The sequence below is a fragment of the Thermoanaerobaculia bacterium genome, from assembly GCA_035593605.1.
GTDB lineage: Bacteria > Acidobacteriota > Thermoanaerobaculia > UBA2201 > DAOSWS01 > DAOSWS01.
This window is the reverse complement of record DAOSWS010000005.1, coordinates 44,343-56,399: the sequence shown is the minus strand read 5'-3', so window position 1 is coordinate 56,399 and position 12,057 is coordinate 44,343. Positions and strand designations below refer to the sequence as shown.

Sequence of the window (12,057 nt, the reverse complement as noted above, 5' to 3'; positions counted from 1 at the left end):
TTTCTCCTTCAGTATGAAAAAACGCCCCGGGCTTGCCCGGGGCTTATCATAAAATCACTTCATATAGAGGGAAAATGGATACGCAAATCTGGATAATTCTTTCGGATTGACTACTCCTGCGTAAGTTTTTTCAGGAGAGGATCTCCATCATATCCCAGCGCTTTAAAATCCATTCGACCGGATGAACCGTGGCAGTCCAGACATTCCAGTGCCTCTTCGGCTCTGGGGATTTCATGGAACAGCCCCATGTACCGAATCGATTCCACCCAGTCATAGTTCTTGATATCTTTCCCGTAGAAGGCTTTCGCACCCTCATGGACGGCCTTATCAATATCGCCGGATGTAAAAACCGTCGTGACTTTGATAGGGAGTAGAACCTTTGTTTCTCTTTCCACGGGAAGAATGGCACCGTGAGCTTTGAAGGCATAGATTTTGGAACCGGGATCATTTCTGGATCCGACCGGCATCATCATCTGAATCTTGCCGTCTTTCAACTTTACCGGATCCCCCAGAAACTGCGCCGTGGAGTCTCCATTCCACCAGGCATAGACCGGCTGAACGTGGAGACCGTGTTTCATCGTCGCTTCATACTTGGAGAGATCCTCGTGGTAGATAATTTTGCTCCAGTCACGAAATAGATCCGTTTCTTCCACCTTGGCAAATTCAGGGATATGACAGGATGTACAGCTGACCCGTTTCAGGTGAGCGTTGATCTGGGCCGAACGATGGGGCGGGTTGACGTGACAGCCCTCTTCATCACATGTCAGACGATAACCGGGCATATCGGTGGCTGAGAGATCCGCACCCCTTCCAATCAGGCGATGGTCCTTTCCGCGGTGACAGTCGAGGCATTCCATTCCGCTGCCCAGATGAACGTCATAGGAACGGTCGGCCTTTTTCATGGCATATTCGATGTCTCCCCGTTTGTAATTGAGACCGCCGCCCGCACCCGCGTGGCACCGCAGGCACATATCCCGGGTGGGAAGAGTAATGCGTTTAGAAACGGAATCGAGACCCTCCGGGTTGTTCCAGAGAATGGGTTTCCAGACCCAGCCGTTCTCTTCCTCATAGACATCCCGTCTGTAGCCCATGGCATGACACTGCAGGCAATCGATGTTGAGGAGCTGTTTTTCCGACATCGACTCCGAAGGGAGGAGCCCAAGACCGGCATGGCACTGACTGCATCCTCTGGAGACCACGTTTCCCGCGGCATTGGTGAATTTGCCGATCCAGGTCCCCGAGGGGTTCGTGCAGAAATCGTTCATCGTGTTGATCTTGCCGAGCTTTTTCCCGCCGGAGTTGACGAGATTGGGGGTCTCCCCCTTCCACTGATAGTGCTGTGAGTGGAAAAAGGTTTCCGCTTCCGCCCTGTGACATTCCAGGCAGGTCTGCGTACCTTCATAATGCTCGAAATACTCCTGGTGGCTGTACGATTGAGTTCCAGCCGGCAGCAGGGCTGTAAAAACCAGTAACACCAGAAGAAATGGAATTCGCTTCATGACAGCCTCAGAACCTGGTGATCAGAGAGAAGGAAAGAACATCCACTTCATCAAAGGTGGCAAATCCCAGGATCGGCGTTTCATCCAGCTTCTTCGGGGCACCCACATGCCAGCCGGAACCGGAATAGTCGTAATCGTAGCGCATGTAATCTAATTTCAAGAGAACATGCTTGTTGGGCTGATGAAGGATATAAGCCTCGTAAACATCCCCTCGAGTAGAAAGCTTGGGAGAAACGAGATCGTCAGCACCCTGCGCGAAGTTGAACCAGTACTCGGAACCGTGGTTGAATTCCAGTCCAAGCATGGTCTTTTCATTGGAAAAGTTGTATCGAAGGCCCGCATAGTACGCGTGACCGGTCTGGGACTCCGGTACTTCGAAGGGATCGCTGAAGAGTCCGCCGAAGGGGGTGGTGATGGGATCAGGATGACTCTTCATGTATCCATAGTTAATAAACCAGTCCACGGGACCGTCCCGCCGCAGGACCATGAATCCGGCAAGGTCGATGTTCCCGAGATTCGCGGATGGAGTATAGCGCATAACGACCGGCGCATTGACCGATTCACCGGTCAGAGGATTCACGGGCATTACCACCAGTCCGTTGAACCCATCGGTCACGTCAAAGGCACGCATGATTGTGGTCTGGACAAGCATCGATTCATCCTGATAAATATCCCAGTTGATCCCCCCCATGTGAACGTCCTCAAGACGATCCGCGGGAGACTTCAGTTCCGCCGCCTGCCCGAAACCCGATTCAAATCCTACGCCGTAACAAAGACGGAATGTGGAATGATGATCCAGAAAAGAATAACCAAGTGTCAGACCATCGTATTGATACTCCACGGCCAGCCCCAGCGGGGTCCCCCCTCTCATTTCACCTTCACGAAGATGCATCGGAGGGCCTGAGGAAGAGGGACGACGGCCGATGGAGAGATAGAGAGGTGACCCAAAGATATTTTTCCAACTGAAATAGGCCCGCTCGACCCTGAGGATATCGCTGTTGGGTACCTGCGTTGTCGTGCCGTCTATATTCATGGATGTGGGTTGACCGTTAAAAACCTGCACACCGGTGGAATCCCCCCATGCCTTGTACATCGATAGGCGGCCCGAGAATTCAATATCTTTCGCGACATCGGCTTTAAAGCTCAAGCGAAGACGGTTGGTATAGATGATGTCGTTGCTGTAATCGTATCCCTGGCGGTAGGCATCGGGAAGAAGCATCATCATGAGCTGCTGCTGCATCTCCGGAGGAAACAGCGACATCATGGAGTAAAGCTGATCAAAGGTCAGATTGTTGGTGAAATAGAGCCAGTCCGCGTAATTGGTCGCGATAAAATTCTGCACGTCGCCGGTTCCCATGGGAAACTGGCCCGTGGCACCGTAGTAAAACATCGTACCGATCATCAGGTTCTGAAGAACCATGCCGTCATAATGGTCGGGAACCGAACCATCGATCGATGAAGCCTCAAAGCGGTAATCCCCATAAAAGCTTAAACGATCCATGACCGATTTCTTCTCGACCTCGTTGAGACGATCCTCGAGATCTTCGATCTCATCTTTCAACTTCTTAATTTCGTCGGAGGTGGGAGCATCGGCCCGCACCAGACCGACAGAAAGAACCAGCGCAGAAAGAAATAGAATGATCCATGTTTTCATTTGATTTGATCCTCCAGTATTGATTGCGTCGGTTTAGCCGCAGGTTTCCGGTTGTTCGGAATCAGCGGCATGGTCCACGAGGAATTCCCTGATTTTTTGAAGTTCCTCTTCGGTCACCACATCCAGAACCTTCTGATCGGTATCGGGAAAGAGAAGTCCATCATGCCTGGATGTGTACTTCCTCTCGAAAAACCGCGTCCACTGATCCTGGATGTACGTCAGCGGAGTAAACTCTCCATCTTTCGATTCCTTGCCATGGCATGCACGGCACTTTGACTTGAAGAGTTCCTTTCCGGACTTTGCGCCTTCCGCGGTCAGACCCGCGAAGGCCACACCAAGCACCATCAGTACAATCAGCAAAAAACGAAGTTGTCTCACAACCCCCTCCTTGTAATAGATTTCACAAGGAGTATACTACCATACTTTATAGTTTGTCAAGTAGTTTTTATTGCTATATAGTTATATTTATAGGAAAATGTCCTGGCTAATCATGGTGGGATCTGAGTCAACGTAATGTTCAGGAAGATCCGGCGAGGAGAATATGTCAGGAAGGGCGCGCAGAATTAAAGATGGCGTGAAGGATTTCTTCCGGACGGAATACCTTCACATCTCCAAAATCCTGCACCCTTCTGCTGTTCATCAGATGGAGCGTCCGATAGGCACAGTAAAGAAAGTTATCCTTGTAGTTCTTTCCTTCCATGTCCTCATGCATTCGATTCATGAGCTCGATCTGCTGTCCAAGGATATCCGATGGGTCCGACCTGCTATAGCTAGAAGGAATTTTCTTCCGGAGAGTCTTTTCGGTTTTCAGTCCCAGATAGACATTGGCCAGATGTCCCAATTCTTTTTCAATTGGGTTAACCTTCTTTTTCTTCTGGATCGTTTCGTAGAGAAGCGCCGGAATCCTCGAGCAGTTGGCCTTGTGTACTTCCGGGGAAGCCATCACCCAGCCAAGATTAATGACGTTCAGCCGCTCGGAGACGTTGTCAAATATATTACCGACAAAGGGTCGGACCGCGTTGTCGTAGGATTCCTTTACACCGTTGAATTGATTCAAAACGTAGTAGACATTGAAGTATTCGAGCGCGTTTTGAACCCGTTCAACAATGGGATGCTCCCCAAAAGCATTTCTGAGATCGACCAGGAAAGCTTCCAGGTTGGGAAGACGATCGTCATAGGAATCTTCCACTTCGTTGATGAGCTGGTTGATCAGCTCGAAATTTCTTCGTCGATGACCAACATACTCGTAAAAGGGTGATTCCAGTGAGAAGATTACCCGCAGTTTGCGGAAGAGAATGGCTTTCACAATATCGGATGCGGCCATGGTGGCCGCGGGAAGATGCGGTGTAAAAACCAGAACTCCCGTATTGGAAAAGGGTAAAAAGTCAATCACGTTGGGATCGACTCCGGCTTTCATATCCAGTACGATGAACTTGGCCGGGAGGTTGTTTACCCCGTCAATGATCTTGTCCTTGTTATGCGCCGTAAGGTTGGCAATATCGTCAATATAGTGCGTGGGACCGGCAACAATTCCAAGATTCCGATAGTTCCCATCGGGATCCCATTTCTCGGGAAATGGCGTCAGACATTCATGCATTGGCCGGTTCCGGCGGAGAAAATGGTAAATGTCATACTTGACATCAAGATCAATGACATTGCGGATGGAAGAGGTTCCCGTGTCAAGATCGACGAGCACTGTCGGTGCAAACCGGCTCAGAGTAAGGGCATAGTTGATCGCAAATGTCGTTTTTCCAACCCCTCCCTTACCGGAGGAAATGGTCACGATCCGTTTGCGTGGAAGGTCGATCATCATAATGGGATGTTCATTCTATCACAAAGATCGGGGGTGACAAGACCACTCGAAACTGGAGAAATTGTCACACTGAATGTCCAAACCGGTGTCGTATCAGTGGATGGTGGAAAGAATTTTCTCGATCTGTCCTTTGTGATGTTCGATGATATCGTCCGGAGTTCCCCAGGCCTCGGCCTTGCGTGCCAGAACTTCAATCACACAATGAAGATCTTCCGGAGAAGGCGTGTTGTAGTCCACACCACACTCTTTAAAGACAGTGCGGACCATCGATTCCATTCCGGAAAAGAGCTTTTCTTCATCATCACTCTGACCCAGTCGTTTTCTTGCCCGGGCCAGAGTTTCCTTCTGTGCTTCATAAAAACATCGGACAATGAGATCCCGGGCCTTCGTTGTGTCCATGTTTCGAAGGTCTTCATCGGAAGCGACCCACCGTGGTTGCGACATGGCTACCTCCCTGGAATTCCTGTAGGTTTCAGTACCCCTTTCCCTGTATAATTTTACCATGTCCTCCCCGGTACCGGGTTATGTGAAACTTCTCGCGAGCGGCGAACTTCAGTCCCGTGTTCGGGCTCTGAAATCCCTTTCTTCCCCCTGCACACTCTGTCCGTGGGAGTGCCGGGTGGACCGCCGTACGCAACTCGGACGCTGTGGCACAGGACGCGATCCGGTGGTTTCATCTCATACGCCCCACTTTGGAGAGGAACCTCCCATCTCGGGAAACCGGGGATCGGGAACGATCTTCATGGGCCACTGCAACCTGGCCTGCGTCTATTGCCAGAATCACCAGATCTCTCAACCCTGTCAAGATATCACCCTCTCCCTGGAAAGCTCAGAGGAACTTGCCGGCCGAATGATCGATCTTCAGAATGCCGGATGCCACAATATCAACTGGGTTTCTCCCACTCATCAGACCGCCCAGCTCCTTTGCGCGTTGCTGGTTGCGGCGAAAAAAGGCCTCCGGATTCCCATTGTCTACAATTCCAATGGGTACGACAGCGTGGCAGCCCTTCGTATTCTCGACGGGATCGTGGACATCTACCTCCCGGATCTGAAATATGCCGATCCGGAAAAAGCCCGTCTTTATTCCGGCGTGCCCGACTACACGATGCGTTCACGGGAAGCAGTATCGGAGATGTTTCGACAGGTAGGAGAATCCTGGATGGAGTCGGATGGCGCCCTGCAGAGAGGATTGTTGATTCGGCTTCTGGTTTTACCCCACAATCTCTCGGGAACGGCAGATACCCTGAAATGGATCGCGGAGAGCCTCTCTCCCCGGGTCGCCGTCAGCCTCATGTCCCAATATTATCCTTCCCACTGGGCCGGTTATTCGCCCTACCGGGAAGAAATCGGCCGGAGAATTAATCCTGCGGAGTGGCATCAGGTCATTCTTGCACACCGCACCTTTATGGAGGGAGATCACGGCTACGTGCAGGATTTGCGCTCATCCCCCGAATATTACCGGCCGGACTTCAGGAACCAGAAGAAACCATTCCGGGATATCGATGACTTCCCCGGGGATGACTGATTCCGTACGAACTAAATGGAGTCCACGACGAAACTGTAATCCTGATCGAGATCCTCACTCAGCTCCAGCATCTCCTGATTTTGATCGAGTAATCCGATGATCTCCGCATTTATCGCGGACATCTGAAGTTCCAGGGCAAGCCCGACTTTCAGATCCATACTGACCAGACCGTCGGGCATCTCGTACTGTTGCCATTTTTTCAGTAAATCCGAAAGCTGGTCATGGATCTGAGCCAGAGTCACGATATGAGAGCCAATATCGGTGCGTCCCTTTTCGTGGAATTTCTTATCGGCTTTCAGATACTCCGCCCATAGAGAATCTGCTTTTTCAAGTAAAGCCTTGTAATCCCGGGGCATCCGGTCCCGTCTCCCGCCGGCATAAAGGGTCAGCGAACCCGAGATGAAGGTAAGAAGAAGAAATCCCACTGCGATGGCCATCAAACGATAGTTGCGATTCATGGAACCTCCAGGCGTATTGAATATACCCATCCAAACCAGAAATACCTGTGCCTCTATTCCCGTTTCAATCCGGATCATTAACGAACTGCAGCCGGGCTCCGTACTCAGAGGTGAACATGTCCAATCCACTTGCCGCCAGCCTCACGCCTCCCGCCTTTACCCGTCTTCCCGACCTTTCCTGGAGACTGGATTGCGAATTTGCGGGGGAAGAGGTTTTTCATTCCTTTCCATTTCCGCCGGCGGAGCATGCGTCGATGGTACATGGAACCCTTTTCACATCCCGATTTCAGGCGCTTCTGGGGCCGAATGTTCTCCGCTGTACGGCGTACCGTCTGGGAGAAGAGTACAGTCTGGGACGGGTAAGCATTACTCTGCTTCCCGGGGGTAGAGGTCCGGGAAGTTCGCAGATCCTGCTCCGCCGGGGGAAATTTTCCATATTGTACTCAGGAAAATTTTCCATGTCCCCTTCTCCCATGGGACCACCGACCGCCCTGCCCAGCGCTGATATTATCCTGATGCATACCCCCTCTCGAATCTGTTCCGTACAGAGCCTCTCAATCCCGGAGATGGCTCGACGCCTCCGGGGAGCCCTGACCCTTGCCCGCTCCCGGGGAATGTTTCCAGTCATCACAGTCTCCGGAAATTATGGCAGAGCGCAGGATGTCCTCTATCTTCTCCAGTCCACGTCCACACTCTGCGCTCTGGACTGGGAGATATTTAAACTGACGTCCCTGGCCAGCCGCGCGGGACTTCCTCTTTCCCCCTTTATTGCATGGAAACCTGACTCTTCTCTATCCGGCGACCTTCTCGTGATCAGCGAAAGTCGATGGCATGATTGTGTGAATCTCGACTTTCCCTCGCCCCCCTTTGTTATTTCCCTCTCCTCAGACCCGCAAATCCCTGTCGATGCGAATCTTCCCTGGCATGAAGAGCCGACCCTGGCAGAAATCATGACATATCTCCGGGCGATTCGTCCCGGCGGAATCGTCTTCACGGAGCGAAATGATCGATCGGAAGCCATCCTGAACGAATCCGGATTGCGTGAAGAAATCCTGGCTTCCTGAGAGGCATCGGTACAAACTGCCCATTGTCATGCAGAGCCATCTGCCGTAAGATGGTGTCCATGATGGATTCCGTATCCACACTTCACACGATTCCCCCGGAAGATATGCGGTGGCATGACATTTTTCAGAAGTTCTCCCGGTACGTGAAAGAGCGGGGTCACGTGTACATCCTCGCTCATTACCGGGATTCAGATGGTTTTCCCCTGGGAGACTGGGTCCGTCTTCAACGAACGTTCAACAACGAGGGGCGTCTCACCGAGGATCAACAACAGCTGTTTGATGCATTGCCGGGATGGACGTGGGATGCCCGTGAAAATGCCTGGCTCATGGCCTATCAGCACCTGCTCGAATTTGTCCGGGATACGGGAAGCGCCGATGTACTCCTGAATTACACATCACCGGACGGGTTCCAGCTGGGTACATGGGTGAAAAATCAGAAAAAGGCTTACCGGCGGGGCTCCCTGTCCGGAGATAAAGTCGATCGCCTCACCTCCCACGCAGGGTGGTCCTGGGACTAGCCCGGATTTCCCTGCCGGGTCGGGCTTACTTCGAATTTCCCCCTGCAATCGTTTCAAGAAAATCGGTCATTCTGGAAAAGAGGAAGATACGGTCCGAGGTTCCCCGGATCCCGTGGCTCTTCCCGGGAAAAAGGTAAAGGGTGTAGGGAACCTGTCCCTCGATGAGCGAATCGATAAAACCAATTGTATGGGACACGTGGACGTTGTCATCCCGGAAGCCGTGGGCAAGCATCAGCGGGGCCCTGACCTTCTCCGCCTGGTGAATGGGACTGCTCCTTTTGTAGCCTTCCGGATTCTGGTCCGGAAGTCCCAGATAGCGCTCCGTATAGATCGAATCATAGAGCATCCAGTCTGTCACAGGCGCAACGGCAATTCCCGCCGCCCAGGCCGCAGAGCGAGTCAGCGCGTAGAGGGTCATGAATCCGCCGTAGGACCAGCCGAACAGGGTGATGCGGTCCTTATCGACCCAGGATTGATCCTTCAGATAGGCAAGGCCGGATAACTGATCCTCAAGCTCCCGCGGCCCGAACTCTCCTGCAACAGCATCTTCCCACGGTTTGCCTCTTCCCGCGGAGCCCCGGTTATCCACCATATAGATTACGTACCCGCGCTGGACAAGCATGGTATACCAGAGGTTCGTGGAACTCCATCGGTCCAGGGTGACCTGTGCGTGGGGTCCGCCGTAAACGTAGTGAAGGACCGGATAGCGTTTTCCTTCCTTCAGGGGAGAAGGGCGCAGAATCAGCCCGGGAATGGAATAACCCCTCGACGTGGGGATCTCAACACGCTGAAGATCTGGAAGAGTCAATTTGGCGTACGCTGGGGTGGCACAATCATCCAGTAAGCTCTTGGTCTTCATTGTTCGATCGATGACCCAGGTCCGGGTAGGCATCAAGCAATTCGAATGGGAGTCCACCATGAATCGCCCATCTTCCGAAACCTTGATCGAGTGGAACCCGTCACCTTCGGACAACCGGGTGCGGTTCAGAGTTTCCATCGACACAAGATAAACCTGTCTCTGAGCGGGATCAGGATCGGTCGACGTGACAATCACACTCTTACCCTCCGGATCCACCCAGTCCACGGAAGTCACCGACCATGAACCCCGGGTTACGGGCTGAACCCGTGACCCATCGGCGGAATAGCGGTAGAGATGTCGATATCCCGAACGTTCAGACGACCATAGAAAGCTTCCGTCCTTCAAGGGAAAGATCCCGCCGTCTTCCAGGTTGATCCAGTGGTCATCTTCTTCCGTGAGGAGAGTTTTCGATTCGACAGAATCGGGGATATATTTCACGAGACGCAGGGTATGCTGAGCCCGATCGAGCAGCTGGATATAGATTCCGTCCCCCGTAGCCGACCATTCGGCCCGGACAAGGTATCCATCATCGCCGGAAGAGGCGACCCACGAGACTTCCCCTGTGGACAGATCTGCAATCCCGAGATCGACATGCGGATTTGGATCTCCCGGCTGGGGATAGAATTGCCAGGTTACGGTGGAATGGGGTAAGGGATCATCATTCAGGGGATATCTCGGAACTTCGCTCTCATTAAACCGGAAGAAGACGAGATAACGGCCGTCGGGGGAAAAGAACAGGGTCTCCGAAAGCTCAAACTCCTCTTCGTATACCCAGTCCGGCTGTCCGTAAAAAACAAGTTCGGTGCCGTCGGTCGTGATGGGCCGGGGCTTCCCTTCCCGATCCATCAGGGAGATGTTATACCCATCTGTATAAGCGATTCCCGATCCCGAGGGAGACAGGGCGAAACGGGATCCGGGAGGAAGAGAAGCGAGGACTTTCTCCCCCTCGAGCCAGTACGGCGTGCCATCCGCCGTAATTACCATTCCCTCCCCTTCAGAAAAGAGTGCCAGGTCGGAAATCTTTTTATCTGTGAGTACGGGCGGCAGCGACACGAGATGACGGGTATTGTCCGTCAGGCTGCATTGAAAGAGGGCGCCGTCCTGGATATAGTAGAGAACCTCGTTTCTGAACGTAAGGTTCCTCGGCTCGGAACGGGCATAGGTTTTATTCTTGAAAATATCTTCCATCGAGATACGTTCCCCGGATGTCCATGCCAGTGCCGGCAGGAGAAGAACGCATAGAAAAAACCATCGCTTCAGGGCTGTTTTCCCGTAATCGTTTCGCATAGAATCTTACTCCAGACTTCCATGTGGGTGTAGAGTTCTTCCAGGGCATTGAGGCTGTGCCAGTCCCCTTCCAGTTCACCCTTCTCCTTGATGGAGACCTTATCCCGGTTATGGACCCGGGCTTCATAGACCATTCCAAGATGAACGGTACATACATCGGTAATATCCTCGTTCAGAATACCGAAGGGGTGAAGGCTGTAGGGCGACGTCAGGTGGAGCTCTTCATGGATCTCCCGCGCCATGTTCATGCACCAGTTCACCTCAGGATCTTCATGCAGATCGTTGACGTGGCCGCCAATACCAAGGCTGACCAGGTTGTGAAGCCGTTTCTCCCCTCCTCCGGTCAATCGCCGATAGATAAAGATCTCCTGGTCCGTCGTGAGAAAAACGTAAGGAATCAGCTGTTTAAAGTCGGGATCGGTTTCTACCTCCGATCGGGAACGGTACTCTCCGTATTTACTTCCGATCGTGAGAACCTCGTCCACGTACCCCTTCAACAGGTTCCGTCTGGGGAGGTATCCTTTCAGCCGTTCACGGGGTACGCCTAGGACCTTTTCCATAACCTAAAATCCTTGATTAACATTGACAATGACCTCCTTTTAAGGGAGAATAGCCCGGGAACATTGAATCTATGATCACAGGCTTTAATACCGACGTCGATTTCGACTCTAAAGTGTATCACGTCCAGACCGAAGACAAGGGCATTGAGAATCCGTATATCGAATCCCTGGTCTACATGGGCGGCGCGATCATATTTTCCAAGCGGATTGAATACAAGGAAAAGCTCGTCAAGGGGATTACGGAGAAGGAAATCCGGGCCCTCATGGAGAACCAGCACCGAACCCTGATCGCGGCTATCAAGCGCGGTCGGCTGGCTCCCAAGAAGGATCTCCCCCCCACGAAGCTCACCGTTCCCGTTGAAGAGGAAGAAGTGATCACCATCGAGAAAACAACCCAGACCATTCCTTCCGATCTTCTGAATGGGGAAGCACCGGAAGCCAAGACCCTGGATGAAGTCATTCTCGAATACCTTTCCACAGCGCAGGAAAAGGACCAGCTGGAAATCGTGATCCCCGACAACCTGGAGTTTTATGCCGGTCAGAAGGTTGATCAGGTGATCAAGATCTCTACGAGCCTTTCCGGCCAGAGCATACCCAATGTTCCCGTGGAAGTCCGGGTGATGACGACCTTCCTGGCCAAACCTCTGGAGGTGTTCAGCGGAATCACGGCCGAAGATGGGAAGATCCGCCTCGTCTTTTCCATACCGGCATTCACGCAGGGTGCCGCCGCCGTGGTCATCCTTGCCCGGAGCCGGGAATATGGAAATGCGGAATTCAAAAAGCTGGTGATGAAAAAGACCTAGCCATCCTCGCTTGACCT

12 protein-coding genes are annotated in these 12,057 nt (G+C 52.4%); 4 read left to right on the top strand and 8 right to left on the bottom strand.

Going from position 1 to position 12,057, the window contains the following annotated elements:
• Positions 1–110: 110 nt before the first annotated feature.
• The 5 genes from PLD04_03600 to PLD04_03580 form a co-directional block, all read right to left on the bottom strand.
• Positions 111–1,499, bottom strand: coding sequence for a hypothetical protein (locus PLD04_03600; GenBank protein ID HXK67402.1), 1,389 nt, complete (start codon positions 1,497–1,499; stop codon positions 111–113).
• Between the two features lie 7 nt (positions 1,500–1,506).
• Entirely contained in the window at positions 1,507–3,153 is a 1,647-nt protein-coding gene (locus tag PLD04_03595; protein ID HXK67401.1) for a DUF3373 family protein, read from the bottom strand.
• 33 nt (positions 3,154–3,186) lie between these two features.
• Complete coding sequence (locus tag PLD04_03590; GenBank protein ID HXK67400.1) at positions 3,187–3,531, bottom strand: cytochrome c; 345 nt, start codon at positions 3,529–3,531, stop codon at positions 3,187–3,189.
• A gap of 166 nt (positions 3,532–3,697) precedes the next feature.
• Complete coding sequence (locus tag PLD04_03585; GenBank protein ID HXK67399.1) at positions 3,698–4,966, bottom strand: P-loop NTPase; 1,269 nt, start codon at positions 4,964–4,966, stop codon at positions 3,698–3,700.
• 93 nt (positions 4,967–5,059) lie between these two features.
• Positions 5,060–5,410, bottom strand: a complete 351-nt coding sequence (locus PLD04_03580; GenBank protein HXK67398.1) for a hypothetical protein — start codon at positions 5,408–5,410, stop codon at positions 5,060–5,062.
• A 58-nt stretch (positions 5,411–5,468) separates the two neighbouring features.
• On the opposite strand from PLD04_03580, the gene PLD04_03575 reads away from it, so the two are divergent.
• Positions 5,469–6,491, top strand: a complete 1,023-nt coding sequence (locus PLD04_03575) for a radical SAM protein (protein ID HXK67397.1) — start codon at positions 5,469–5,471, stop codon at positions 6,489–6,491.
• A gap of 11 nt (positions 6,492–6,502) precedes the next feature.
• Here PLD04_03575 and PLD04_03570 read toward each other — a convergent pair whose 3' ends face one another.
• A complete protein-coding gene (locus PLD04_03570) occupies positions 6,503–6,949 on the bottom strand; it encodes a hypothetical protein (protein HXK67396.1) in 447 nt (148 codons plus the stop codon).
• Between the two features lie 116 nt (positions 6,950–7,065).
• On the opposite strand from PLD04_03570, the gene PLD04_03565 reads away from it, so the two are divergent.
• Both PLD04_03565 and PLD04_03560 read left to right on the top strand, forming a co-directional pair.
• The gene (locus tag PLD04_03565; protein HXK67395.1) at positions 7,066–8,013 is read left to right on the top strand and encodes a hypothetical protein; all 948 of its coding nucleotides are present in this window, start codon (positions 7,066–7,068) and stop codon (positions 8,011–8,013) included.
• A gap of 59 nt (positions 8,014–8,072) precedes the next feature.
• Positions 8,073–8,531 carry a helicase associated domain-containing protein gene (locus PLD04_03560; protein HXK67394.1) on the top strand — a complete coding sequence of 153 codons (459 nt, stop codon included), beginning with the start codon at positions 8,073–8,075 and terminating at the stop codon, positions 8,529–8,531.
• Between the two features lie 25 nt (positions 8,532–8,556).
• On the opposite strand, the gene PLD04_03555 is transcribed toward PLD04_03560, so the two are convergent.
• Positions 8,557–10,677, bottom strand: coding sequence for a DPP IV N-terminal domain-containing protein (locus PLD04_03555; protein HXK67393.1), 2,121 nt, complete (start codon positions 10,675–10,677; stop codon positions 8,557–8,559).
• A complete protein-coding gene (locus tag PLD04_03550) occupies positions 10,647–11,237 on the bottom strand; it encodes a hypothetical protein (protein ID HXK67392.1) in 591 nt (196 codons plus the stop codon). Before PLD04_03550 ends, PLD04_03555 begins: the two co-directional genes overlap by 31 nt.
• Positions 11,238–11,308: 71 nt before the next feature.
• On the opposite strand from PLD04_03550, the gene PLD04_03545 reads away from it, so the two are divergent.
• Complete coding sequence (locus PLD04_03545) at positions 11,309–12,040, top strand: hypothetical protein (GenBank protein HXK67391.1); 732 nt, start codon at positions 11,309–11,311, stop codon at positions 12,038–12,040.
• Positions 12,041–12,057: the final 17 nt, after the last annotated feature.

What these genes read in the sequence shown, in the direction of transcription:
- PLD04_03595 (HXK67401.1), bottom strand. Translation starts at nt 3,153, where the DNA reads ATGAAAACATGGATCATTCTATTTCTTTCTGCGCTGGTTCTTTCTGTC.
- PLD04_03550 (HXK67392.1), bottom strand. Translation starts at nt 11,237, where the DNA reads ATGGAAAAGGTCCTAGGCGTACCCCGTGAACGGCTGAAAGGATACCTC.
- PLD04_03585 (HXK67399.1), bottom strand. Translation starts at nt 4,966, where the DNA reads ATGATGATCGACCTTCCACGCAAACGGATCGTGACCATTTCCTCCGGT.
- PLD04_03545 (HXK67391.1), top strand. Translation starts at nt 11,309, where the DNA reads ATGATCACAGGCTTTAATACCGACGTCGATTTCGACTCTAAAGTGTAT.
- PLD04_03560 (HXK67394.1), top strand. Translation starts at nt 8,073, where the DNA reads ATGATGGATTCCGTATCCACACTTCACACGATTCCCCCGGAAGATATG.
- PLD04_03600 (HXK67402.1), bottom strand. Translation starts at nt 1,499, where the DNA reads ATGAAGCGAATTCCATTTCTTCTGGTGTTACTGGTTTTTACAGCCCTG.
- PLD04_03570 (HXK67396.1), bottom strand. Translation starts at nt 6,949, where the DNA reads ATGAATCGCAACTATCGTTTGATGGCCATCGCAGTGGGATTTCTTCTT.
- PLD04_03575 (HXK67397.1), top strand. Translation starts at nt 5,469, where the DNA reads ATGTCCTCCCCGGTACCGGGTTATGTGAAACTTCTCGCGAGCGGCGAA.
- PLD04_03565 (HXK67395.1), top strand. Translation starts at nt 7,066, where the DNA reads ATGTCCAATCCACTTGCCGCCAGCCTCACGCCTCCCGCCTTTACCCGT.
- PLD04_03555 (HXK67393.1), bottom strand. Translation starts at nt 10,677, where the DNA reads ATGCGAAACGATTACGGGAAAACAGCCCTGAAGCGATGGTTTTTTCTA.
- PLD04_03580 (HXK67398.1), bottom strand. Translation starts at nt 5,410, where the DNA reads ATGTCGCAACCACGGTGGGTCGCTTCCGATGAAGACCTTCGAAACATG.